The sequence below is a fragment of the Mesorhizobium sp. Mes31 genome (assembly GCF_024519675.1).
In the GTDB taxonomy this organism is placed as follows: domain Bacteria; phylum Pseudomonadota; class Alphaproteobacteria; order Rhizobiales; family Rhizobiaceae; genus Mesorhizobium.
On sequence record NZ_JALJRL010000010.1, the window covers coordinates 122824 to 145401 of the forward strand.

At 64.3% G+C, this 22578-nt stretch carries 22 protein-coding genes; 12 read left to right on the forward strand and 10 right to left on the reverse strand.

Features of this window, described 5'->3' with window-relative positions; all coding sequences use genetic code 11:
* Positions 1 to 5 precede the first annotated feature (5 nt).
* The 5 genes from nirB (at position 6) to NR193_RS18450 (ending at position 7370) form a co-directional block, all read left to right on the forward strand.
* On the forward strand, positions 6 to 2492 hold the full coding sequence (gene nirB / locus NR193_RS18430; protein WP_256752204.1) for a nitrite reductase large subunit NirB: 2487 nt from the start codon (positions 6 to 8) through the stop codon (positions 2490 to 2492).
* A 5-nt stretch (positions 2493 to 2497) separates the two neighbouring features.
* Positions 2498 to 2827 (forward strand): nitrite reductase small subunit NirD, encoded by a 330-nt coding sequence (nirD, locus tag NR193_RS18435; RefSeq protein WP_256752205.1) that lies wholly within the window; start codon positions 2498 to 2500, stop codon positions 2825 to 2827.
* A gap of 4 nt (positions 2828 to 2831) precedes the next feature.
* On the forward strand, positions 2832 to 5522 hold the full coding sequence (locus NR193_RS18440; RefSeq protein WP_256752206.1) for a nitrate reductase: 2691 nt from the start codon (positions 2832 to 2834) through the stop codon (positions 5520 to 5522).
* A 130-nt stretch (positions 5523 to 5652) separates the two neighbouring features.
* Positions 5653 to 6675: an LLM class flavin-dependent oxidoreductase gene (locus NR193_RS18445; RefSeq protein WP_256752207.1), complete on the forward strand. Its 1023-nt coding sequence runs from the start codon at positions 5653 to 5655 to the stop codon at positions 6673 to 6675.
* Positions 6676 to 6722: 47 nt separating this feature from the next.
* Positions 6723 to 7370: a ThuA domain-containing protein gene (locus tag NR193_RS18450; protein ID WP_256752208.1), complete on the forward strand. Its 648-nt coding sequence runs from the start codon at positions 6723 to 6725 to the stop codon at positions 7368 to 7370.
* A 21-nt stretch (positions 7371 to 7391) separates the two neighbouring features.
* Here the strand turns inward: NR193_RS18450 and NR193_RS18455 are convergent, their stop codons facing one another.
* Positions 7392 to 9416 (reverse strand): amidase, encoded by a 2025-nt coding sequence (locus tag NR193_RS18455; RefSeq protein WP_256752209.1) that lies wholly within the window; start codon positions 9414 to 9416, stop codon positions 7392 to 7394.
* Between the two features lie 212 nt (positions 9417 to 9628).
* On the opposite strand from NR193_RS18455, the gene NR193_RS18460 reads away from it, so the two are divergent.
* A complete protein-coding gene (locus NR193_RS18460; protein WP_256752347.1) occupies positions 9629 to 9904 on the forward strand; it encodes a hypothetical protein in 276 nt (91 codons plus the stop codon).
* 43 nt (positions 9905 to 9947) lie between these two features.
* Here NR193_RS18460 and NR193_RS18465 read toward each other — a convergent pair whose 3' ends face one another.
* The 4 genes from NR193_RS18465 to NR193_RS18480 all read right to left on the reverse strand — a co-directional run bounded on the left by NR193_RS18465 (position 9948) and on the right by NR193_RS18480 (position 13861).
* Positions 9948 to 11033 (reverse strand): Gfo/Idh/MocA family protein, encoded by a 1086-nt coding sequence (locus NR193_RS18465; RefSeq protein ID WP_256752210.1) that lies wholly within the window; start codon positions 11031 to 11033, stop codon positions 9948 to 9950.
* Positions 11034 to 11109: 76 nt separating this feature from the next.
* A complete protein-coding gene (locus NR193_RS18470) occupies positions 11110 to 11862 on the reverse strand; it encodes an ATP-binding cassette domain-containing protein (protein ID WP_256752211.1) in 753 nt (250 codons plus the stop codon).
* Positions 11859 to 12860, reverse strand: a complete 1002-nt coding sequence (locus NR193_RS18475; protein ID WP_256752212.1) for an ABC transporter permease — start codon at positions 12858 to 12860, stop codon at positions 11859 to 11861. The genes NR193_RS18470 and NR193_RS18475 overlap by 4 nt, the downstream gene beginning before the upstream one ends.
* A complete protein-coding gene (locus tag NR193_RS18480; RefSeq protein ID WP_256752213.1) occupies positions 12857 to 13861 on the reverse strand; it encodes a substrate-binding domain-containing protein in 1005 nt (334 codons plus the stop codon). Before NR193_RS18480 ends, NR193_RS18475 begins: the two co-directional genes overlap by 4 nt.
* Positions 13862 to 13961: 100 nt before the next feature.
* On the opposite strand from NR193_RS18480, the gene NR193_RS18485 reads away from it, so the two are divergent.
* Together NR193_RS18485 and NR193_RS18490 are read left to right on the forward strand one after the other, a co-directional pair.
* Positions 13962 to 14192 (forward strand): hypothetical protein, encoded by a 231-nt coding sequence (locus tag NR193_RS18485; RefSeq protein WP_256752214.1) that lies wholly within the window; start codon positions 13962 to 13964, stop codon positions 14190 to 14192.
* Positions 14193 to 14374: 182 nt separating this feature from the next.
* Positions 14375 to 14572 (forward strand): hypothetical protein, encoded by a 198-nt coding sequence (locus NR193_RS18490; protein WP_256752215.1) that lies wholly within the window; start codon positions 14375 to 14377, stop codon positions 14570 to 14572.
* A 160-nt stretch (positions 14573 to 14732) separates the two neighbouring features.
* On the opposite strand, the gene NR193_RS18495 is transcribed toward NR193_RS18490, so the two are convergent.
* The 3 genes from NR193_RS18495 to NR193_RS18505 form a co-directional block, all read right to left on the reverse strand.
* The gene (locus tag NR193_RS18495; protein WP_256752216.1) at positions 14733 to 15881 is read right to left on the reverse strand and encodes an amidohydrolase; all 1149 of its coding nucleotides are present in this window, start codon (positions 15879 to 15881) and stop codon (positions 14733 to 14735) included.
* A 48-nt stretch (positions 15882 to 15929) separates the two neighbouring features.
* Positions 15930 to 16112, reverse strand: coding sequence for a hypothetical protein (locus NR193_RS18500; RefSeq protein WP_256752217.1), 183 nt, complete (start codon positions 16110 to 16112; stop codon positions 15930 to 15932).
* A 99-nt stretch (positions 16113 to 16211) separates the two neighbouring features.
* Entirely contained in the window at positions 16212 to 16655 is a 444-nt protein-coding gene (locus NR193_RS18505) for an SRPBCC family protein (RefSeq protein ID WP_256752218.1), read from the reverse strand.
* Positions 16656 to 16902: 247 nt separating this feature from the next.
* Here NR193_RS18505 and NR193_RS18510 point away from each other — a divergent pair, with 247 nt between their 5' ends.
* The 4 genes from NR193_RS18510 (at position 16903) to NR193_RS18525 (ending at position 20882) form a co-directional block, all read left to right on the forward strand.
* Entirely contained in the window at positions 16903 to 17763 is an 861-nt protein-coding gene (locus tag NR193_RS18510; protein WP_256752219.1) for a xanthine dehydrogenase family protein subunit M, read from the forward strand.
* Positions 17763 to 18239, forward strand: a complete 477-nt coding sequence (locus NR193_RS18515; RefSeq protein WP_256752220.1) for a (2Fe-2S)-binding protein — start codon at positions 17763 to 17765, stop codon at positions 18237 to 18239. Before NR193_RS18510 ends, NR193_RS18515 begins: the two co-directional genes overlap by 1 nt.
* 1 nt (position 18240) lies before the next feature.
* Positions 18241 to 20505: a xanthine dehydrogenase family protein molybdopterin-binding subunit gene (locus tag NR193_RS18520; protein ID WP_256752221.1), complete on the forward strand. Its 2265-nt coding sequence runs from the start codon at positions 18241 to 18243 to the stop codon at positions 20503 to 20505.
* Between the two features lie 131 nt (positions 20506 to 20636).
* Positions 20637 to 20882, forward strand: coding sequence for a MoaD/ThiS family protein (locus NR193_RS18525; RefSeq protein WP_256752222.1), 246 nt, complete (start codon positions 20637 to 20639; stop codon positions 20880 to 20882).
* 74 nt (positions 20883 to 20956) lie between these two features.
* On the opposite strand, the gene NR193_RS18530 is transcribed toward NR193_RS18525, so the two are convergent.
* On the reverse strand, positions 20957 to 22132 hold the full coding sequence (locus tag NR193_RS18530) for a hypothetical protein (RefSeq protein WP_256752223.1): 1176 nt from the start codon (positions 22130 to 22132) through the stop codon (positions 20957 to 20959).
* Positions 22129 to 22578, reverse strand: a complete 450-nt coding sequence (locus NR193_RS18535) for a hypothetical protein (protein WP_256752224.1) — start codon at positions 22576 to 22578, stop codon at positions 22129 to 22131. The genes NR193_RS18530 and NR193_RS18535 overlap by 4 nt, the downstream gene beginning before the upstream one ends.

A 22578-nucleotide genomic window follows, 5' to 3' on the forward strand; every position in this document is an offset into this window, starting at 1 on the left:
CCAGGATGACCCCCACCGAGACCGAGGTCGTTCAATCGACGGACAAACAGAAACTCGTCATCATCGGCAACGGCATGGCTCCAGGGCGCATGCTGGAGCACCTGCTGGAGCAGGCGCCGGGCCGCTACACCGTCACCATCTTCAACGCCGAGCCGCGCGTCAATTACGACCGCATCATGCTGTCGCCGGTGCTGTCGGGCGAAAAGGCCTATGAGGAGATCATCATCCACGGCGATGGCTGGTACATCGCCAACAACATCACCCTCTACAAGGGCCACAAGATCATCGCCATCGACCGGGAGGCCAAGACCGTCGCCTCCGATCACGGCGTCACCGAGCCCTACGACAAGCTCGTCATCGCCACCGGCTCGGTGCCGTTCATCATTCCGGTGCCCGGCCATGATCTGCCGGGCGTGCTCACCTATCGCGATCTCGACGATGTGCAGGCGATGATGCTCGCCGCCCAGTCGCGCGCCAAGGCCGTGGTCATCGGCGGCGGCCTGCTCGGGCTCGAGGCGGCGGCGGGACTGAACGCGCAGGGCATGGACGTCACCGTGCTGCATGTCATGCCGACGCTGATGGAGCGCCAGCTCGATCCGGCCGCGGGCTATCTCCTGCAGCGCGCCGTCGAACAGCGCGGCATCAAGGTCATCACCAAGGCCAACACGCAGGCGATCACCGGCAACGGCAAGGTCAGCCAGGTGGAACTTGCCGACGGCACCATCATCCCGGCGACGCTGGTGGTGATGGCGGTCGGCATCCGGCCGAATTCAGCGCTGGCCAAGCAAGCGGGCATCGCCGTTAACAGAGGCATCGTCGTCGATGCCGGCATGCGCAGCAACGATCCCGACATCTACGCGCTGGGCGAATGCGCCGAGGTCAACGGCCAGGTCTATGGGCTGGTCGCGCCGCTCTACGAGATGGCGCGTGTCGCGGCAAGCCAGCTTGCCGGCAACGAAGCGGCGGCCTTCGTCCATATGGACACGCCGACCAAGCTCAAGGTCACCGGCATCGACCTGTTCTCGCTCGGCGACTTCGCCGAGGGCGAGGACCGCCAGGAGATCGTGCTGCGCGATGCCGCCGCCGGCGTCTACAAGCGCCTGGTGCTCAAGGACGACCGCATCATCGGCACCGTGCTCTATGGCGAGACGGCGGATGGTGCCTGGTTCAATGACCTCAAGAAGAAGCAGACCGACATATCCGAAATGCGCGACACGCTCATCTTCGGCCAGTCCTACCAGGGGGGTGCCCCGCTGGACCCTATGGCGGCCGTTGCAGCCTTGCCGGATGATGCGGAAATCTGCGGCTGCAACGGCGTTTGCAAGGGAAAGATCACCGGTGCGATCACGGCCAAGGGCCTGACTTCGCTCGACGACGTGCGCGCCCACACCAAGGCCTCGGCCTCCTGCGGTTCCTGCACCGGACTGGTCGAGAAGCTGATGGTGCTGACCATCGGCGACAAATACAATCCGGCCGCCGTGCAGCCGATGTGCGGCTGCACGACACTCGGCCATGACGAAGTCCGCCGGCTGATCATCGCCAAAAGCCTGAAGACCATTCCCGCCGTGATGCAGGAACTGGAGTGGACGACCTCCTGCGGCTGCGCCAAATGCCGGCCGGCGCTCAACTACTATCTCGTCTGCGACTGGCCGGACGACTATGCCGACGATTACCAGTCGCGCTTCATCAATGAGCGCGTCCACGCCAACATCCAGAAGGACGGCACCTATTCGGTGGTGCCGCGCATGTGGGGCGGCGTGACCAACGCCGCCGAATTGCGCGCCATCGCCGACGTCGTCGACAAGTTCGAGATCCCGATGGTCAAGGTCACCGGCGGCCAGCGCATCGACATGCTCGGCATCCGCAAGGAAGACCTGCCGGCGGTGTGGGCCGATCTTGGCCAGGCTGGCTTCGTCTCCGGCCATGCCTATGCCAAGGGCCTGCGCACGGTAAAGACCTGCGTCGGCTCCGACTGGTGCCGCTTCGGCACGCAGGATTCGACGGGCCTGGGCATCCGCATCGAGAAGTTCATGTGGGGCTCGTGGACGCCGGCCAAGGTCAAGATGGCGGTGTCGGGGTGCCCACGCAACTGCGCCGAGGCGACCTGCAAGGATGTCGGCGTCATCTGCGTCGATAGCGGCTACGAGATCCACTTCGCCGGCGCCGCCGGCCTCGACATCAAGGGCACCGAAGTGCTCGGCCTTGTGAAGACGGAAGACGAGGCGCTGGAGCATATCGTGGCGCTGACGCAGATGTACCGCGAGCAGGGCCGCTATCTCGAGCGCATCTACAAATGGGCCAAGCGCATCGGCATCCCGGAGATCAAGCGCCAGATCATGGACGATGCGAGCAAGCGCAAGGCCTATTACGACCGCTTCGTCTTCAGCCAGAAATTCGCACAGGTCGACCCGTGGTCGGAACGCGTTTCCGGCAAGGACAAGCACGAATTCCGGCCGATGGCTTCGGTCGGGTTTGCACAGGCGGCGGAGTGATGGAGATGAACTGGGTATCGATAGGCTCCCTCTCGGACATTCCGCGCCGCGGCGCGCGCTGCGTCGACACGCCGGAAGGCAAGGTCGCGGTCTTCCGCACCCAGGACGATCAGGTCTATGCCATCGACGACCATTGCCCGCACAAGGGCGGCCCGCTCAGCCAGGGCATCGTGCACGGCACGGCGGTGACCTGTCCCTTGCACAGTTGGGTGATCTCGCTGGAGACGGGCAAGGCGCTCGGCGCCGACGAGGGCGCGGTGCGCACCATTCCTGTCAGGATCGAAGGCGAGCGTCTGTTCATCGCGCTGGAAGCGCTGGCCAGCCGCGCGGCCTGAACACATGGAGACCGAAGAAGCGCGCGAGGTGAGGACCACCTGCCCCTATTGCGGGGTGGGCTGCGGCGTGCTGGCGAAGGTCGCCGCGGACGGGCAAGTGTCCGTCCGCGGCGACCCCGACCATCCGGCCAATTTCGGCCGGCTCTGCTCCAAGGGTTCGGCGCTGGCCGAGACCATCGACCTCGACGGCAGGCTGCTCTATCCCGAAATCCACGGGCGCCGTGCCGGCTGGGACGAGACGCTCAACCTCGTCGCTTCGACCTTCTCGCAAACCATCGCCGAGCATGGGCCGGACGCGGTCGCCTTCTATGTGTCGGGCCAGTTGCTGACCGAGGATTACTATATCGCCAACAAGCTGATGAAGGGGTTTGTCGGCTCGGCCAACATCGACACCAATTCGCGGCTGTGCATGGCCTCGTCGGTGGCTGGCCACCGCCGCGCCTTCGGCTCCGACACGGTGCCGGGCACCTATGAGGATCTCGAGCTCGCCGATCTCATCGTGCTGGTCGGCTCCAACCTCGCCTGGTGCCATCCCGTGCTCTACCAGCGCATCGCGGCGGCCCGCGAAAAGCGGCCGGAGATGAAGATCGTTCTGGTCGATCCGCGCCGCACCATGACCGCCGATATCGCCGACATGCATCTGGCGATCGCGCCGGATGGCGACGTCGCTCTGTTCACCGGGCTCTTCGCCTGGCTCGGCCAGCACAACGCGCTCGATCGCGCCTACATCACGGCGCACACGACCGGCTTCGGGCAAGCGCTTTTCGCTGCCTCGGCGCTCGATCTTGCCGGTGTTGCCGCCGCCACGGGGCTGAGCGAAGACGAACTTGGCCGCTTCTACAGCCTGTTCGCGGCCACAGCGAAAACGGTGACCGTCTACAGCCAGGGCGTGAACCAGTCGTCGTCGGGCACCGACAAGGTCAACGCCATCATCAACTGCCATCTCGCCACCGGCCGAATCGGCAGACCGGGGGCAGGGCCGTTCTCGGTGACCGGCCAGCCCAACGCCATGGGTGGGCGCGAGGTCGGCGGCATGGCCAATATGCTGGCCGGCCATATGGAGATCGAAAATCCCGACCATCGCGACCGCGTGCGGCGCTTCTGGAATGCGCCAGCCGTTGCGCGCAAGCCCGGCCTGAAGGCGGTCGAGATGTTCCAAGCGGTGGCCGACGGGCGCATCAAGGCGCTGTGGATCATGGCCACCAATCCGGTCGATTCGATGCCGGACGCCGATGCCGTCGAAGCGGCGATCAAGGCCTGCCCATTCGTCGTGGTCTCGGACGTGCTGGCCAACACCGACACCGTCCGCCATGCCCATGTCCGGCTGCCCGCCGCCGCCTGGGGCGAGAAGGACGGCACCGTCACCAATTCCGAGCGCCGCATTTCGCGCCAGCGTGCATTTCTGCCCGCGCCCGGCGAGGCGCGGCCGGACTGGCGGATTATCGCCGAAGTCGGCAAGCGGATGGGTTTTGGCGCTGCGTTCGCGCATGAGACGCCGGCGGAGGTCTTCGCCGAACACGCCGCCCTGTCCGGATTCGAAAATGATGGCGCGCGGGATTTCGATATCGGTGCCTATGCCGGAATCGATGGAGAAGATTACGACGCGCTGGCGCCCTTCCAATGGCCGGCATCGAGCCCAGCGGAGGGCGCTCAGGCCGCAGGTGGCTCATCCAGCTCACGCTTCTTCGCCGACGGCGATTTCTACACACACGACCGCAAGGCGCGCTTCATTGCCATCCGTCCCGCCACGGAAATCCGCACCAGTCCGGACTTCCCGCTGATCCTCAACACCGGCCGCGTCCGCGACCACTGGCACACCATGACGCGGACCGGCAAAAGTCCGCGGCTGTCCCAGCATATCGCCGAGCCGTTCGTCGAAATCCACCCGGCGGATGCACAGCACCACGGCATCGGCGACGCCGACATCGTGCGCGTTGCCAGCCTGCGCGGCGAGGTGCTGGTGCGCGCGCTGGTCACGCCTCGCCAGCGCCAGGGCAGCCTGTTTGCGCCGATGCACTGGACCGATCAGTTTGCCGCAAGGGGCCGGCTCGACACGCTGACCGCGCCGCTGACCGATCCGGTTTCGGGCCAGCCGGCGCTGAAACATGTCGCCGCCCGCGTCGAGCCGTTTGCCGCGAAAGCCTTCGGCTTTGCCGTGATGCGCCGGAAGCCGGCGTCGATTGCCGCGCCCTACTGGGCCGTGGCGAAATGCAGGGGTGGCTGGCGGGTCGAACTCGCCTTTGCCGATGACGACATCGACTGGGCCGGCTTCGCCGGGTCCCTGTTCGGCGCGCCGCCGGGGGGCGACATGCTCGCCTATCATGACCGCGACGCCGGCCAGCATCGCATCGCCGCTTTCGACGGCGCCCAATTGTCCGGCGCCTTGTTCGTCGCGCCCGGACCGGTCGCCGTGTCGCGCGGCTGGGCGGCGGAACAACTCGACGAAATCCACGCCGGACAGCGCGAACGCTTCCGGATCGTCGCCGGCCGCGCCGGCGCCGATCGGCCGGATGCCGGCGCGATCGTGTGCTCCTGCTTCAACGTCGGCGCCAACCAGATCGCGGCGGCCGTGGCGGGAGGCTGCACGAGCGTCGAAGCCATCGGCAGTACGCTGAAGGCCGGCACCAATTGCGGTTCCTGCCGCGCCGAAATCCGGGCAATCATCCAGGCAAGTCGAGTTCAGGCGGCAGAGTGACGCGCCCGATCAAGAGCCCGATCCGGGGGCCGGATTTCGTTGCCTGGTAACGCGGATATGACGAGGTCTCTTCAGGTCCCGCCATCGCTTTTGCATTGAAGCCTGGCCCGCATCCTTATATCGCATTTCCATGAAGAAAATCGGCTTCCTCTCATTCGGGCACTGGACGCCCTCGTCACAGTCGCAGACGCGGTCGGCATCGGACGCGCTGCTGCAGTCCATCGACCTCGCCGTCGCCGCCGAGCAGCTGGGTGCGGATGGCGCGTATTTCCGCGTCCATCACTTCGCCCGCCAACTCGCTTCGCCATTCCCGCTGCTGGCGGCCGTCGGCGCGAAGACCAGCCGCATCGAGATCGGCACCGCCGTCATCGATATGCGCTACGAGAATCCGCTCTACATGGCCGAGGACGCGGGCGCGGCCGACATCATCGCCGGCGGTCGCCTGCAGCTTGGCATCAGCCGCGGCTCGCCCGAGCAGGTGATCGACGGGTGGCGCTACTTCGGCTACGCGCCACAGGAAGGGCAGAGCGACGCCGACATGGCGCGGCATCACGCCGAGGTCTTCCTCGACACGCTGCGGGGCGAGGGGTTCGCACAGCCCAATCCACGGCCGATGTTTCCCAATCCGCCAGGCCTGCTGCGGCTCGAGCCGCATTCGGAGGGCCTGCGCGAGCGGATCTGGTGGGGTGCCGCCACCAACGCCACTTCGGAATGGGCGGCGAAACTCGGTATGAACCTGCAGAGCTCGACGCTAAAATTCGACGAGAGCGGCAAGCCGTTCCACATCCAGCAGGCCGAGCAGATCCGGATCTATCGCGAAGCCTGGAAGGCGGCAGGCCACAGCCACGAGCCGCGCGTCTCGGTCAGCCGCAGCATCTTCGCGCTGGTCGACGACCGCGACCGTGCCTATTTCGGGCGCGGCAACGAGAGCCGCGACCAGATCGGCTTCATCGAGGAGAATACGCGGGCGATCTTCGGGCGCAGCTATGCCGCCGAACCGGATGTGCTGATCAAGGAATTGGCGCAGGACGAGGCGATCGCCGAGGCCGACACGCTGCTGCTCACCGTGCCCAACCAGCTCGGCGTCGACTACAACGCGCATGTCATCGAGGCGATCCTGACCCATGTCGCGCCGGCGCTGGGCTGGCGCTGAGGCAAGCGCCGGATCGATCACCGCGGACAGCTCCAGGGAGGGACACCATGCCGAAGAAAGCCTTGATCGCCTGGGGCGGCTGGGAAGGCCATACGCCCGAGCGCAGTGCCAACGTCATCCGCACGCTGCTTGAACGCAATGGATTCGACGTCACGCTGGGCCAGGGCACGGCGATGTTCGCCGACCCGGAGCTTGCTTCCTTCGATCTCATCGTACCCGTGATCACGATGTCGACGATCGAGAAGGCCGAACTTCAGAACCTGACGCTTGCGGTTCGCCAGGGAACCGGGCTCGGCGGTTTTCACGGCACCATGGGCGACAGCTTCCGCAACGAGCCCGACTATCAGTTCATGACCGGCGGCCAATGGGTCGCGCATCCCGGTAACATCATCGACTATCAGGTGGTGATCACCAGACCGGACGACCCGATCACAAGGGGCGTCAGTGATTTCGCCTACCGGTCGGAGCAATATTACATGCATGTCGATCCGAGCAACGAGGTGCTCGCGACGACCACCTTCTCCGACGCGCATTTCCCGGGGATAGGCGGCGTGGTGATGCCGGTGGTCTGGAAGCGGCGTTATGGTTTGGGGAAGGTGTTTTACAGTTCCCTTGGACACACAGCGGATGAGTTCGCGGTGCCGGAAATGGCGCTGATCGTCGAGCGCGGGTTGGTGTGGGCGGCGCGGGGGTAGCAGCGAGGGCGGCCGCAACCCTCACCCGATCCCGCCGGTAACCACATAGGCGCCAGCGCTGCGCCCATCATCCAGCCGCACCACCGCCGTCACGATCGAGCCATAAGGATCGCGCCAGACGCTGTGGAGCCGCTTGTGCTCACTGGCCGGAATCAGCGCCCGTCCGCTGAAGCGTGCACCGCTCCGCTGCATCGCCACTGCCTCTCCATTGACATGCGCCTTGACGCTGACGTTTTCCGCTTCTGCCTCGACAGGCAGGTCTAGCACGATGGTGATCTCGTCCTGGTCGCCCAAGGTGCGCGTCTCGGCGGCAAGCGCGATCGCGAGCGGTGGCGCCTTGCCATTGCCGGTTTGGCCGGGACGACCTGAAAACACGTCATCAGCCAGTTCAGGCGTGCGTGGCGGGCTCGTGCGGCGCTGCGTGGCGCGCTCGTAGTCGCCGGCCATGCGCAGCAGCCTTTCGTCGTCATAAGCCTTGCCGGCGAAGGTCAGGCCGACCGGCATGCCGATGTCGGCCATGGTTCCCATCGGCACGGTGACGGTCGGGATGCCGAAATGGCGCCAGACCAGATTGCCGTTGGCGACCCAGGTGCCGTTGCGCCAGGCGAGTGCGGCCGACGCCTCGTTGACGTCGGCATCGGCCGGCCCGACATCGGCGGCGGCCGGCAGCACCACGGCGTCGATGCCCCGCGCATCCAGCCAGTCCTCGAAATCGATCCGCCTTGCCGCTTCCAGCCCCTTCAGGCCATCCTCCATGGTCGGGATCTCCGTGACGGGGGTGACGGCGGATTTGGCCCGCTCGACATACTCGGCCAGGTCGAAGCCGCCATCATAGCGGTCGGGCAGCGTGCCCGGCGGCTGCGGGAAAATCTTTGGGCCGTCGACCGAGGCGAGGTCGGGCAGCGCCGGATCGGCATTGGCGCGCAGGAAATCGTCCCAGCCCCAGATGCAGAGATCCCAGATTTCGTGGTCGGCGAACTCCTGCGGCACCAGCCCGCGCTCGACCATGGTGCGCGCGCCGGGGCGGTCGCGCTCATAGTTGGAGACGACGGGGAAATCGACTTCCACCATCTCGGCGCCAAGCCGCTCGAGGTCCGCCGCCGCCCGCTCCCACAGGGCAAGCACCGAGGCACGGGTTTCGATCGGCTGACCGGCCTCGGCGTCGCGGCCGACATACATCCTGGGCACGCCGAGCCGCAGACCTCTGAGCGATCCCGCCAGCGCGAGATCGGTGTAGCGCGGCGGCCGCATGTCAGAACTTTTCGGCAGCTCGACCCAGGGCTGCGCGCGCCAGAAATCGCCTCGCGTTTCCGGGTCGTCGGCGACGATCACGTCGAGCAGTTCGAGCATGTCGGGCATGGTCCGCGTATGCGGCACCACGACATCCATGGTCGGCACCAGCGGCCAGTTGCCGCGCACTGAGATGACGCCGCGCGACGGCGTGTAGGCGACCAGCGCGTTGTTGGTGGCTGGCGCGCGGCCGGACGACCAGGTTTCCTCGCCGAGCCCGAAGGCGCAGAAGCTGGCGGCTGTTGCGGTGCCGGAGCCATTGGAGGAGCCCGACGCGAAGGCGGCGGTCAGGTAGTCGCCATTGTAGGGGCTTTCGGCGCGGCCATAGACACCGCGCTGCATGCCGCCATTGGCCATCGGCGGCATGTTGGTGAGGCCGATCAGCACGGCGCCGCCGGCCCGCAGCCGGGCGATGGTGAAGGCGTCCTCATTGGCGACGAGATGTTCGAAGGCCGGCGAGCCGGCGGCCACCGTCAGGCCGGCGACCTTGTAGCTGTCCTTGGCGGTGTAGGGAATGCCATCGAGCGGCCCGAGCACAGCGCCATCGCGGCGCCGCTGGTCGGAGGCGGCCGCCTCCTCGAACATGCCAGGGTTGAGCACGGGGACAGCGTTGAGGCTGATGCCGTGGCGGTCGAAATGCGCGATGCGCCGCAGATATGCACCGACCAGCTCGGCGCTGGTGACGATGCCCCCGTCGAGCGCGCGGCGCAATTGTTCGATCGTCGCTTCGACGAGGTGAAGGCTGGCATTGGTCATCGCTGGTCCCAGGCTGTCGTTTGCACGTCATGGATGAGCGAGGCCGCCGCCGGCGGCAAGAGCCAATCGCGATTTGTCGGCGGTCTCGTTGCAACTTGGTGTTCTTGCGGCCGCGCCTGGCGCGGCGCACGAAACTGCCCCATCGGGAACCTTTGTCGGGCTGGCGATTTTGGATGTATGGTGTGATTCCGGATGGCCAGAAGGGGTTCCAGATGACGACAAAACGCTTTGCAATCCTAGCTCTCGCTTTCGCAATGGGCTCAAGCCTTTGCGCCTCGGCGCTCGCCGGCGAGCGGCATCACGGCCACCGGGTCCAATCCGAACGCTATGTTCCCGCCGATGACGATCTCATCGACTTCCTGTTCGGCGGCCCGCGCTACTATGATCAGCAGCTGGTCACGACCGCGGCTGGCGCGTGCTCGTATCATCGCGTCGGCCCTGACGCGAATGCGTTGAACAAGATCAACGACCACCATTGCGGGAAGTAGACCGCGGCCTCGGGCTCGCTACAACGGCTTTCCAAGCCGGCGCTCAGCGCCGGCCGCTTTCCTTCATGCGCTCGATGATGTCAGCCATCAGGGCCAGGTCGCGGCGGGAATCGGCAAGGTCGGTCACCGGCTTCGTGCCTTCGGTGATGTGGCGGTGGAAGGTCTCCAGCTCATTGGAGAAGGCGTCGCCATAGAGCGGCCCGAAGGTTTTCGTCACCGGGCCGAGCGGGCCGGCGTCGGTCACCTCCAGGCGGGTCGGCAGGCTGCGGATATAAGGCGTGTCGTAGATGATGCGCACCCGCCTGGTGTTTGAGCGCACCTCGATCATGGCGTCGAACAGGCCGAGATCATCGACCACCGCGTCATACAGACAGGCGAAATGGCCGTAGTCGAAGGTGATGCTGGTGTTGGCGCCGCCATTGGTGCGGTGCGCGGCGACCACACCCACTGGCTCGCCGATCAGCCCGCGCATCGCCGAAATATGATGCGAGGACAGCGCCGTCAGCCCGCGATAGGCACGCACCAGATCGGCGGGGGCGTCGGCGCCAACCACCTCGCGGATCAGCGCGTCCCGCTCCTTGGCGCCGCGCGCCAAAAGGGCAGGGTCGATGTCGGTGGGATAGAGGACGTTCTGGCTCTTCTTGAGGAAATGCCGGCCTTCCGAGATGAGGTCGAAGATGCGGACATGGGTGATGTCGGCGTGATCAGGCAGTTCATCCCTGGCCGCCAGATAGGCCGGGGCATAACGGCGCATGTAGCCGACGAAAAGGGTCTTGTCGTAGGCCGGCATCAGCGCCAGCAATTCGTCGATCTCGCGCACCGTGAGGCAAGCGGGCTTTTCGAGCAGGATATGCTTGTTGGCCTTCATGGCCGCGCGCACGAAGCGGCTGTGGGTGTCGTCGGACGACAGCACGAACACCACGTCGATGTCGGGCGAATTGATCAGAGCCTCGGCCGTGTCGAAGGCTTTTGCCGTCGCATATTCCGAGGTGACGAGCGACACCAGGCTTGGCGAGACGTCGTACACGCCCGCGATCCGCCAGCGGTCGCGCTGGTCGCCCAGAACAGGCAGATGGATCGACTGCGCGACCTCTCCAAGACCCACAAGTCCGACACGAAGTGGTGCCACTCTCAACTCCCTTTGATGATTTCAAAGCCTGATGCTGGCCGAGATGGCGGCCAGCACTGATTTCACGGTCGGCCGGTCACGCAGCGCCGGTGACCAGCGCGACGAGCTCGTTGCCCGTGGTTTCGGAAGCGCGCACCGTCGCCGCCATCTTGCCCGCCCGCATCACCCAGATCTGGTCGGACAGGCGCCGCACCTGATCGAAATTGTGGCTGACCAGGATGACCGAGACCGACTGTTCGCGCAGGCGCCGGATCAGCGCCTCGACATTGGCCGTCTCCTGCACGCCGAGCGCGGCGGTCGGTTCGTCCATCACCACCAGCTTGGCGCCGGAGCCGACGGCGCGGCAGATCGAGATCGCCTGCCGCTGGCCGCCCGACAGGCGCCGCACCCGCTGGTTGATCGACGGCACGTTGATCGACAGGCGCGACAGCATGGCGCGCGCCTCGCGTCTCATCGCCTTGCGGTCGAGGAAAGCGAAGGGGCCGATGCGGCGCACGAGCTCGCGGTTGAGGAACAGGTTCTGCGCCACCGTCAGTTCGTCGATCAGCGCCAGGTTCTGGTGCACGGTCTCGATGCCGGCCTTGCGTGCGCCGTCGGGGTTGGAGAAGGGATGCTGGCGGCCGTCGAAGACGATGGAACCGGTATCCGGCACATGCACGCCGACCAGGCAGCGGATCAGCGTCGACTTGCCGGCGCCGTTGTCGCCGATGACGGCGGTGACCTCGCCGCGGCGCGCCTGGAAGGCGACGTCGGTGAAGGCGCGGACCCCGCCGAAATGCTTGCTCAGGCCTTCGCAGGCGATGATCGCGTCGGAGGAGGCGGCGCTCATTTCTGGTACCGCATGATCAGCGCCGCCAGCACCACGATGGCGCCCACGGCGAGCGGTTGATAGAAGGCCGATACGTTGAGCAGCGTCAGGCCGTTGACGAGGGCGGTGAGCATCAAGGCGCCGATGGCCGGACCCAGGATGCTGGCGCGGCCGCCGAACAGGCTGACGCCGCCCAGAACGACCGCCGCCACCGAATTGAGCAGCAGGCTGGTGTTGATCTGCGGTTCGGCCGAACCGATGCGCGCTACCAGAAGGATTGCCGCGATGCCGGCGCAGAAGCCCGAGATGGTGTAGGCGGCGATCTTGACCCGGTTGGTGCGGATGCCGAGCGCGCCGGCACTTTCGACCTGGCCGCCGGTCGCCAGCAGATGCACGCCGAAGCGTGTGTGGTAGAGCGCGATATGCGCCACGATGACGGCCGCGATCGCCACCCAGACCGGATAGCCGAACGGCCCGAAGGAGCCTGAGGCGAGCCTGAGCAGGAAGGTCGAGCCGACCATGGTCGGTTCGCCGCCCGACAGGATGAGGCCGAGGCCGGTGATGCCCGACAGTGTGCCGAGCGTCACCACGAAGTCGGGGATCTTGCCGGCGGTGATGATGAGGCCGTTGAGGAAGCCGATGGCGCTGGTGGCCAGGACCGCGAGCACGCAGGCGATGAAGATGCCATAGCCGGCCGCGTTGACGAGGCCCAGGATTATGGCGCCGAGCATGACGGCGGCCGCCAGCGACAGGTCGATGCCCGAGGTCGCGACGACGAAAGTCTGGCCGATCGACAGCACGACCAGGATCGCCGCCGCCAGCAACAGCGCCTGCAGATTGGCGACGCTGAGAAAGACCGGCTGGGCGATGCCGAAGACGATGACGAGGCCGACCAGGCCGACGACGGATGCCCAGTCGGCCCAGAACGAGGGATCGAGGAGGAGAGCCGCCAGGGAGGGACGGCTCTCCTCCGCACCCGCCGAATGGGCGGCGGGCGCGTTGTTCACGGAATTGCTCACTTCAGCATCTCGCGGAAGGGATCGGGATAGTCGCCGCCCGGACGCGGGAAGTTCTTCAGCGAGGCTTCGGCATTGTCCTTGTTGATCAGGAGCACCGGCGCCGGCACGTTGGCGGGCAGTTCCTTGCCCTTGGCGGCCAACGCACAGGCTTCGACGCCCATGGCGCCGACGACATAGGGATATTGCGCCACGGTGGCCGTGAGTTCGCCTGCCGCGATCGACTTCAGCGCGTCGACGATGCCGTCGAGGCCGATCACCTTGACGTCCTTGCCCGAGGTCTGCACGGCGCGTTCGACGCCGAGCGCCATGATGTCGTTGGCGGCGAAGAATCCCGCGAGATCAGGATGCGCGGCGAGGATGTCGGTGGCGGCGGTCAACGCCTTCTCGCGGTCCCAGTCGGCGCTGACCATCACCACGACTTCGAGCTTGCCTTCGACGGCCTGCTTGAAGCCCTTGATGCGGGCGTTGGAGCCGACATCGCCGACGATGCCGGCGACCAGTGCGACCTTGGCGCCCTTCGGCACCAGCTTCAGCATTTCCTCACCGGCCAGCGCGCCGGCAGCGACGTTGTCGGTGCCGATATAGGTCGAGACGGCGAAGCCGGCGGCCTTGGCCTGCTCGGCGTCGATGGTCGAGTCGATGTTGACGATCGGCTTCTTCTTCTGGGCGACCGGCACCAGCGCCTGGACGAGGTTGGAGACGCTGATCGGGTTGACCAGGTAGCAATCGAAATCCTGCATGGCCATGGCGGTCAGCCGGTCGGCCTGTCCGGTGGCATCGCCCATGTTGGCGGCGGCCTGGACGCTGACATTGACGCCATTGGCCTTGCCCTGTTCCTCGATGCCTTTCTGCATGGTCTGGAAGAACGGGTTGTCGAGACCCTTGACGATGGCCGCGATTTTCGCCGCGTCCTCTGCGTGGGCCGGTACCGAAACGATCGCTGCAAGCATGCCTGCGCCAAGCAGACTTGTGCCGAGCTTTAGGCAATTGAACACGCGCATGTTGTTCCTCCTCCTGATTGTTTGATGTGTTGCATCAGTTTTCCGGCGAATGCCTGCCGCCGATGGTGCGGGTCGCAGCTCCCGGTCCGGGCGCTTTTTCATGTCAGGCATTGCTCCTCCCAGAGCGCTGGCGGATGCCTTGCCAGCGTTTGCGCATGTTTTAGAAAAAATTGACATGCGTCAAGATTTAAAATGGTGCGCAGTGATTTTACTGGCGATGCCGAACCAACCCGGCCAAGCGGATATCAGGCATCTCCTCTGCCCCTGCCAGCATTCCCACATGTTTTGGAAAAATTTGACATGCATCAATATCCGGACTGGTGCGCAGTGATTTAGTCGTTCGTCGCGGCATGGCTGGCTCGACGGTTATGACGGACGCAGCGCCATGCGCTACAACCACGGCGCGAAAAAAATGCCTCGCCGGGGGAACCTCCTGGCGAAGATCGGCGTTCAGGGTGGTTTGCATGTCCTGGAGGAGAGCAGGGGAGGACGTGGAGCGTTGGGAGGTGAGACATGTCTGGTCATGACGACCTGATCCGTGCGGCCATCGGACGGCTGCTTGCCGAGAAAACCGGCGTCGCGGTCATATCGATGAGAGAGATTGTCACGGAGCTTCTGGCGCGGACCGGTGCCGTGCTGGACGAAAGCCTGCAAGACCTGCTGCTGGAAATGGCCGAGGTTCGCGGCATGACGGTCGCTCTCGACCTTTAGGACCGATCGACATTCACGTGAGAAATGCGCACCCGAATAGAAGGTGCGGACGAAGGCTATTTCCGAGGCCGAGGCGCGCGGGCGATGGTGGCACTCTCGCACGAGGCGCTCCGGTTAGGCAGTCGCGGGGGCAGCCCAAGCGCCGCGCCTCGGCCGGGAGTCACCCCAGCAAATTGCGCGCCGTACGCATGAAGATCTTCGACCCGATCGGGATCAGGTCGTCCGGAAAGTCATAGTCAGGGTTGTGCAACGCGGGGTGCCGCTCGCCTGCGCCGAGGAAGAACATCGCCGACCTGGCACCGTGGCCGAACAGGCCGAAATCTTCCGAGGCGCGCATCGGCAGGGCTTCTTCACCATGCACGACGCCCTCTTCGTGGAGCGCTTGCCGCAGATGCTCCACCGCATCCGGCGCGTTGACGCTGGCGACGAAGATCTCGTGGTAGTCCCAGCGGGCGGAAAGGCGATGCTGGCCGGCGATCTCCGTGACCAGCGCCTCGGCGGCGGCGCACAAATCCGCCATGCGGTCGTCGCGACGGGTGCGCAGCGTCGCCCAGACCTCGGCGTGAGCGGGCGCGATGCCGAACACGGCTTCGCCCATCTCGGCGTGGGTGACGGTCACCATGGAGAACTCGTCGTCGGCGAAGGTTGCGCGCCCGAGAGCGGGCAGGGCCGGCATCAGCTGACTGATCGCCATCATCGGCGATGTGCCGGTCTCGGGCATGGACGAATGCGCGGTCTTGCCCTCCAGCACCATGCGCATGCCGCGCGAGGCGCAGTTGACCACGCCGGGTTTGAGCCGCACCTCGCCGAACGGCACGCCGGGCAGGTTGTGCAGCGAGAAAGCGAAATCCGGCGCGATTTCGCCGAAGCGGGGATCGGCGACGACGCCGGCAGCGCCATTGCCGGTTTCTTCCGCCGGCTGGAACATCAGCACGACGCGGCCGCTTGCTGGCCGCTCGCGCCCCAACTGGCGGCCGAGGGCGGCGAGGATCGCGGTGTGCCCGTCATGGCCGCACATATGCGATTTGCCCGGCACTTGCGAGGCATGCGGCACGCCTGAAAGCTCCTCGATCGGCAACGCATCGAGTTCCGAACGGAACAGCACGGTCAGCCCGGCCTTGCCGCTGTCGTAGACGGCCGCCACGCCATGCCCGCCCAGGCCGGTCAGGACCTTGTCCGGCCCGGTGTCGGCGAGGAAGGAGACGACCTCTTTCGCCGTCTTCTCCTCCTCGTTGGAGATTTCCGGCTGCCGGTGCAGCTTGCGCCGCCACTCGGTCAGCTCGACGATATCGCGGTTGGTGAGAGTCACGCGTTTCCGCCTCCGTTTGCTCCGATCGGCACAGTGTCGCAAACGCTTCTAGCGTACGCGATTGGGGCAGAGCGCTTTGAACTGGTCCAGCGTGACATCGCATGACGAGGCACCGGAGCCATCGAGCAAGACGTTCTCATGCGTATCTGAAATCAGGTAGTCGGTGGTCACATCCGTGCCCTTGTTGCGGCCCTGGAACAAGGCGGACAGCACTACCAACAGATGTCGCATGGAAAGTCCTCCCTTTCGCCGGGAGGATTTCACGTGCGCAATCACCCGGTCAAGGCGGCTCGCAGCGGCCGACGCCGCTGCGAGCCGTGTCTGGATTGCTTATTGATTGATCTCGGGCTCGACCAGCTTTGCCAGGTTCCGGAGCGATTCCTGCCAGCCCAGATAACAGGCCTCGACCGGGATGACGTCCGGAATGCCGGCCTGGGTGATGTCGACTTCGGTGCCGACCGAGACTTTTTTCAGGATCACGGTCACCTGGATCTCGCCGGGCAGGTTGGGATCGTCGAACCTGTCGGTGTAGCGCAGGCGCTCATTGGGAACGAGTTCGAGATACTCGCCGCCGAAGGCATGGCTGCCGCCTGTCGTGAAGTTGCGGAAGGACATCTTGAACGTGCCGCCGACCTTGGCCTCGAGGTGATCGACCGTGCAGGTGAAACCGTTCGGCGGAAGCCACTTCGCCAGCGCGTCGGCTTCGACGAAGGCGCGATAGACCTTCTGCGGGGTGGTCGTCAGAACGCGGTGCAAACGTACGGTGCCGGGCATATCCTGTCCTTTCATGATGCCTGTTCGATGCCCCAAGGACGAACGAGGCTTGACCAGTCCGACAGAGGCGCTCAGATTTTTTGAGGGCCCGGCCGCAAGCCTGTCTGGTTGGCGTACACCGGTTCAGGCTGCTTTGGGACTCGATTTTGCGACGGCTGGCCCAATCGTCGCAAATGACGAACCGGATAGCCATTATGAGGAGAGTGTTTATAACGGTCGCTGAGATCGCAATATCCAAGGGGAGACGATGCGCTACATACGTCCGCTTTCAATCGAAGATGCCGTTGGCCAATTGGCCGGATCGGCTGGCACGGCGGCCATTCTCGCCGGGGGCAGCGACCTTTTGGTGAGAATGAAGGGTGGTTTTGTCGAACCCGACCTGATCGTCGACATCAAGGCGATCGCCGGCCTGAGCGCGATCACGGAGACGGCCGACGGCTTCAGCATCGGTGCCGCGGTGCCCTGCGCGGTGCTCGGAGAGAGCGCGGCCCTGAAGAAGGCATGGCCCGGCGTCGTCGAAGCCGCCAAGCTGATCGGCTCCAAGCAGGTGCAGGGACGCTGCACCATCGTCGGCAATCTCTGCAACGCCTCGCCGGCGGCCGACAGCGTGCCGGCGCTGGTCGCGGCCGGCGCCAGGGCATCGATCGTCGGGCCCGCAGGCAAACGCACGATTCCTGTCGTGAGCGTGCCGACCGGGCCCGGCAAGACGTCGCTGGCCAAGGGCGAGATCATCGAGGCGATCCTGCTCGACAAGCGCGCACCGCGCTCGGGCGATGCGTATCTGCGGTTCATTCCCCGCACCGAGATGGATATCGCGGTGGTCAGCGCCGGCGTGAACCTGACGCTCGACGAACACGGCGTCATCAAGGCGGCCCGCGTGGCGCTGGGCGCCGCGGCGCCGACGGTGCTGCTGGTGGAAGAGGCGGCCGAGGCCCTCATCGGCAGGAAGCTCGACGAAGCAGCGCTCGAGCGTCTGGCCAAGGTCTGCTTCGGGGCCTGCCGGCCCATCGACGACAAGCGCGGTACCATCGAATTCAGACGCAAGGTTGCGGGTGTGCTGGCCAGGCGGGCCGCCACGACCGCCTACGCACGTGCAGGAGGCAAATGATGGCTGGTGTAGCAGTCTCAACGACAATCAACGGCGACAGCGTCGAATACCTTTGCCAGCCGGACGAGACGCTGCTCGACGTGCTGCGCGATCGGCTCGGGCTGACGGGCGCCAAGGAAGGCTGCGGCACCGGCGACTGCGGCGCCTGCAGCGTCATCCTCGACGACCGGCTGGTGTGCTCGTGCCTGGTGCTTGGCGCCGAGGCTGAAGGCCGGCGCGTCGAGACCATCGAGGGCATGGCGCATGGCGACCAGCTGCATCCGCTGCAGCAGAAGTTCCTCGAGCACGCGGCACTGCAATGCGGCATCTGCACCCCGGGCTTCCTGATCGCGGCCAAGGACCTCTTGGCCAAGAACCCCGATCCGACCGAGGAGGAAATCCGCTTCGGCCTCGCCGGGAACCTGTGCCGCTGCACCGGCTATGACAAGATCGTGCGCGCCGTCCAGGACGCGGCCACCGTGATGAAGGGAGCCTGAGATGAATTTCGATCCGCGTTTTTCGGGGCGTAAATTCACATCCGTCGGCACACGCCCCATCCGTCCCGACGGCGTCGACAAGGTGACCGGCCGCGCCCGCTACGGCGCCGACTTCAACATGGCCGGCCAGCTGGTCGGGCGCGTTCTGCGCAGCCCGCACGCGCATGCGAAAATCCACAAGATCGACACCTCGAAGGCGGAGAAGCTTCCCGGCGTGAAAGCGGTGATCACCGCGGCCGATCTGCCCGACCTCACCGATGGCGATGCCGCCATGTACGACATCCTCGACAATTGCATGGCGCGCACCAAGGCGCTCTATGACGGCCATGCGGTGGCCGCGGTCGCGGCCGTCGATGCCCGCACGGCAAGGCAGGCGCTGAAGCTGATCGTGGTCGACTACGAGGTGCTGCCGCATGTCACCGATGTCGACGAGGCGATGAACCACCACGCACCCCTGATCAACGATGCCATCTTCACCGAAGGCCTCGAGGAAAAGCCGGTAAAACCGTCCAACGTCACCAAGCGCAGCCAGTTTGGCCATGGCGATGTCCACCAGGGTTTCGGGCACGCCGATTTCATCGTCGAGCGCTCCTTCAAGACCGAGCAGACGCACCAGGGCTACATCGAGCCGCATGCCTGCGTGGCGAGCGTCTCGTCCGACGGCACTGCCGACTTGTGGGTCTGCACGCAGGGCCATTTCGTCTACCGTCAGCACTGCGCGCAACTGCTTGGCATGGAAGCCTCGAAGCTGCGCGTCACCTCGTCGGAGATCGGCGGCGGTTTCGGCGGCAAGACCCATGTCTGGGCCGAACCGGTTGCGCTGGCGCTGTCGCGCAAGGCGGGCCGTCCGGTCAAGCTGGTGATGACCCGCGACGAGGTGTTCCGCGCCTCGGGTCCGACCAGCGCCACCTCGATCGACGTCAAGATCGGCGCCCGCAAGGACGGCACCATCACCGCGGCCGAGGCGACGCTGCGCTATTCCTGCGGCCCCTATGCCGGCTCCTGGGCCGAGATCGGTGCCATGACCGCGTTTGCCTGCTACAAGCTCGATAACGTCAAGACGGTCGGCTACGAAGTGCTGGTCAACCGGCCGAAGACGGCGGCCTATCGCGCGCCGTCGGCGCCGATGGCGGCCTTCGCGGTCGAAAGTGCCGTCGACGAACTGGCCAAGGAGATCGGTATGGACCCGGTCGACTTCCGCATCAAGAACGCCGCGCAGGAAGGCACCAGGTCGTCCTACGGCCCGGTCTACGGCCCGATCGGCATCGGCCCGACGCTGGAGGCGGTGAAGAACCATCCGCACATGAAGGCCAAGCTCGGCAAGAACCAGGGCCGGGGCATGGCCTGCGGCTTCTGGTTCAACTTCGGCGGCCAGACCTGCACCGACCTCAACATCGGCATGGACGGTTCGGTGTCGCTTGCCGTCGGCACGGTCGATGTGGGTGGTTCCCGCGCCTCGCTGTCGCTGGTGGCGGCGGAGGAACTCGGCATCGACTATAGCCAGGTCAAGGCGATCGTCGCCGACACCTCCAGCCTCGGCTACAACGACATGACCGACGGCAGCCGGGGCACCTTCTCGTCGTCCATGGCGACGATCTCGGCCGCCCGCAACGCGATCAAGATCCTGCGCGAACGCGCCGCGCAGATGTGGGACATCTCCGTCGACGACGTGGTCTGGGAAAAAGGCCACGCGGTCGCCAGGGGCGAGAACCACGGCAATCTCGGCAAGCTGTCGCTGAAGGAGATCGCCGCAGCTTCCGGCAAGACCGGCGGACCGATCGCCGGCCACAGCGAGCTCGTCGCCGACGGCGCTGGCGTCTCCTTCGCCACCCATATCTGCGATATCGAGGTCGATCCCGAGACCGGCTCCACCCGGGTCATCCGCTACACGGTGGTGCAGGATGCCGGCAAGGCCGTGCACCCGACCTATGTCGAGGGCCAGTACCAGGGTGGCGCCGCGCAAGGCATCGGCTGGGCGCTCAACGAGGAGTATATCTACGGCAAGGACGGGCGGCTGCAGAACCCCGGCTTCCTCGACTACCGCATCCCGGTCTGCTCGGACCTGCCGATGATCGACACGCAGATCCTCGAGATCCCCAACCCCAACCACCCCTATGGGGTGCGCGGCGTCGGCGAGACCTCGATCGTGCCGCCGCTGGCGGCGATCGCCAATGCGGTGTCGAACGCCGCCGGCGTGCGCATGACCCACATCCCGATGTCGCCGCCACGCATCCTGGCGGCCATCGAGGCGGAACGGGGAGGCTAGGAGCAATTCCAGGAAAAGTGTCAGCGGTTTTCCGTCGGGAATTGCGTAAAACAAAGAGAGAGCATGATGCCGAAAAGTGCGAAGCGGTTTTCGGATAACATCATGCTCCATCACGAATAGGGGTCGAGCGAATGGTCGAAGTCACGCTCTGGGGCGCGCTCGGCCAACTCGCCGGTGGCCAGAGCAAGGTCGAGGTCGAGGCCAAGGACATCAGGGAGCTGTTCAGGAAGCTGGCTGAACAGTATCCCGCCTTCGAGCCGCTGATCGACCGTGGCATCGCGGTGGCGATCGACGGGACGATCTATCGCGATACGTGGTCGAAGGAATTGCCAAAAGGGGCCGAGATTTTCCTGATGCCGCGGTTGGCTGGGGGGTGAGGTTACTACGATATCGGGCCGGACAAGCCGCTCGCGTCTAAAATGGCAGCTTTTGGGCTGTGCCCATGAACGCGTTATTTGAGCGGTTGACCGTTTTGAGCCAAGATAAGCGGAATAAGTTGTACCGCTACGCGGCCGGCAACGATGGCTCCATGGCGCTGATACCTATCCTCTTTGTGCTCGTTCGCGTAATCCACGGCTACTTTGACGCCAAAGAAATCGACGTGATCAACCGAACGCTTTGCTGCACGGTAAACGCCAAACATTTCCATATCCAGTCCAAGTACCCGCTTGTGCTCCTCAGCGATCATTGCCGCCATGTCCTTTGATGCGATTACAGCAGAGCCACTAACCATTGGGGCAACAATGGCTTTGCTTTCAAAGAACTCAGGGTCGTTGAGTGCCTTTAGATCCTCTTTAAGATCTTTAAAGTGGTTGCTTCTCTCGATTTCTTGCTGGATGATGGTATCCAAGCGATCTGGAATCGCCTCTTGGTACATCTCCAATGTGAATTCGTTACCGAACCATTTGCCGGCTTGGTGCTCCCAAACTGGACTGCCGATGAGAATATCGCCAAGTTTCGCGCGCCCCTCAAACGCTGCACAGATTCCGACAATCAAAACGAGTTTGGGGCGGAAAGTTTCTATGGCCTTATCTGTAGCAATGCTTGCCTCAACCAGTCCCATCCGGGGTAAAACTACTGCAATCCCTGTGTGTTCATCAATGTCGACTTCGAGGCAATTCAGGCCGTTTCTTGAAAAGAGCTTTCCAATCTTCGCTTTCGTGCTTTGTAGCACTTGGCGTTCGAGCTGCAACCCGCAAATGATGACAAAGTCATGCTCTTGAAATCGATAGGCGCGCTGCAAACTCACTTCGAGAGCCGGAATCCAATGCGCCCCATCAGAGTACTCAACGGTCGCGATTCCGAGCCCGGCAAACTCTCTACTACGTGCTAATGCTAAATCGTCATGTTGCGTTATCGCGACGTAGGCTGCCTTCGCATTCAAGCTACTCGCCCGTATAAGCTCTATAACTTGATCTGTGATGTCAAATGGATCGTCGTCATCTCTCATGGGTACCATAAGATCAAGTATGACGAAATCAAATCTCGAAGATGACAATATGGCTGCAAACTTTGAGTAACTAATAACTCGATCTATTTTTACCTCACCGTTCATATATCTATTTATTACGTCGGTGATAGCGTTAGCTTTATCATTTTCATCTTCAAGCAAAAGTACTTTCGTCATGAAACTCCTCCGATGAACCGATCAAAATTGACTCGCCAGTTCGTGTTCGATTGATCGAAGTGAATGATTCCAATCAGATTTACACTGACTTCCTCAGACAGGCGACTGATCACCTCAGGCAACCTCACCAACTCGCCCCAGATCTCAACCTCCGGGTACTGGGTTACAATCAAAACAGCATCATTGCGCCCCAAACGATTCAACTCTAACAACACCTCAACGCCACCCGACGGCATTGACTTTGGGTTCCCTACGCCCAACGTACGATCGTGACTCGGTAACGCAATGTCTAGGATGATCAGGTCATACGAGGCGGCGCAGACGCTCTCAACAGCCGTTTGAACAGCTCGCGCACACACGATACGCTCAACCACAACGATTTCGTTGAGCGCAATGCCAATTGCCTCTTCTTTGAAAGGGTCGTCCTCAACCAATAGAACGTTCAT

Coding starts and splice junctions, on each gene's coding strand:
- NR193_RS18445 (WP_256752207.1), top strand. CDS start 5,653: ATGAAGAAAATCGGCTTCCTCTCATTCGGGCACTGGACGCCCTCGTCA.
- NR193_RS18470 (WP_256752211.1), bottom strand. CDS start 11,862: ATGAGCGCCGCCTCCTCCGACGCGATCATCGCCTGCGAAGGCCTGAGC.
- NR193_RS18515 (WP_256752220.1), top strand. CDS start 17,763: ATGGCTGGTGTAGCAGTCTCAACGACAATCAACGGCGACAGCGTCGAA.
- NR193_RS18450 (WP_256752208.1), top strand. CDS start 6,723: ATGCCGAAGAAAGCCTTGATCGCCTGGGGCGGCTGGGAAGGCCATACG.
- nirB (WP_256752204.1), top strand. CDS start 6: ATGACCCCCACCGAGACCGAGGTCGTTCAATCGACGGACAAACAGAAA.
- NR193_RS18525 (WP_256752222.1), top strand. CDS start 20,637: ATGGTCGAAGTCACGCTCTGGGGCGCGCTCGGCCAACTCGCCGGTGGC.
- NR193_RS18480 (WP_256752213.1), bottom strand. CDS start 13,861: ATGCGCGTGTTCAATTGCCTAAAGCTCGGCACAAGTCTGCTTGGCGCA.
- NR193_RS18485 (WP_256752214.1), top strand. CDS start 13,962: ATGTCAGGCATTGCTCCTCCCAGAGCGCTGGCGGATGCCTTGCCAGCG.
- NR193_RS18520 (WP_256752221.1), top strand. CDS start 18,241: ATGAATTTCGATCCGCGTTTTTCGGGGCGTAAATTCACATCCGTCGGC.
- NR193_RS18535 (WP_256752224.1), bottom strand. CDS start 22,578: ATGAACGTTCTATTGGTTGAGGACGACCCTTTCAAAGAAGAGGCAATT.
- NR193_RS18505 (WP_256752218.1), bottom strand. CDS start 16,655: ATGCCCGGCACCGTACGTTTGCACCGCGTTCTGACGACCACCCCGCAG.
- NR193_RS18510 (WP_256752219.1), top strand. CDS start 16,903: ATGCGCTACATACGTCCGCTTTCAATCGAAGATGCCGTTGGCCAATTG.
- nirD (WP_256752205.1), top strand. CDS start 2,498: ATGAACTGGGTATCGATAGGCTCCCTCTCGGACATTCCGCGCCGCGGC.
- NR193_RS18440 (WP_256752206.1), top strand. CDS start 2,832: ATGGAGACCGAAGAAGCGCGCGAGGTGAGGACCACCTGCCCCTATTGC.
- NR193_RS18460 (WP_256752347.1), top strand. CDS start 9,629: ATGACGACAAAACGCTTTGCAATCCTAGCTCTCGCTTTCGCAATGGGC.
- NR193_RS18530 (WP_256752223.1), bottom strand. CDS start 22,132: ATGACGAAAGTACTTTTGCTTGAAGATGAAAATGATAAAGCTAACGCT.
- NR193_RS18490 (WP_256752215.1), top strand. CDS start 14,375: ATGTCTGGTCATGACGACCTGATCCGTGCGGCCATCGGACGGCTGCTT.
- NR193_RS18455 (WP_256752209.1), bottom strand. CDS start 9,416: ATGACCAATGCCAGCCTTCACCTCGTCGAAGCGACGATCGAACAATTG.
- NR193_RS18500 (WP_256752217.1), bottom strand. CDS start 16,112: ATGCGACATCTGTTGGTAGTGCTGTCCGCCTTGTTCCAGGGCCGCAAC.